We start from the raw sequence: 367 nt of genomic DNA, 5'->3' as shown, positions 1-367 counted from the left end.
CGTCGGTCGCGTAGAAGTGCAGCTCGTTGAACCGCTCCTGGCTGAAGGCCAGCGCGCCCCGGGTGCCAAAGACTTCGAAGTCATGCTGCATCTTGCGGCCGGTGGCGATCCAGTTGCCCTCGATGGACCCGGTGGCGCCGCTCTCGAAGCGCAGGAAGGCGCGGCCGATGTCGTCGACCTCGACCTTGCGGCGGCCACCCTGCCCGTCCGCGCGCTCGGCGATCATCGTTACGCAATCGCCCATCACCTGCGAAATCGGGCCGGCGGCGGGGCCCATCAGGAACTCCGCCGTGGCGAGCGCGTGGCTGCCGATATCGGCCAGCGCGCCGCCGCCCGCCGGATCGTGGCGGAACCCGTAGGGGGCGGT

1 protein-coding gene is annotated in these 367 nt (G+C 70.6%); it reads right to left on the bottom strand.

The annotated features are described in order from the left end of the window. A partial coding sequence (locus EIP85_RS22215; protein WP_241560147.1) for a Gfo/Idh/MocA family protein occupies positions 1–367 on the bottom strand: 367 nt, incomplete at both ends.

The sequence above is a fragment of the Solirhodobacter olei genome (genome assembly GCF_004010155.1).
Classification (GTDB): Bacteria; Pseudomonadota; Alphaproteobacteria; order Rhodobacterales; family Rhodobacteraceae; genus Solirhodobacter; species Solirhodobacter olei.
This window is presented reverse-complemented; position numbering and strand designations above follow the sequence as displayed.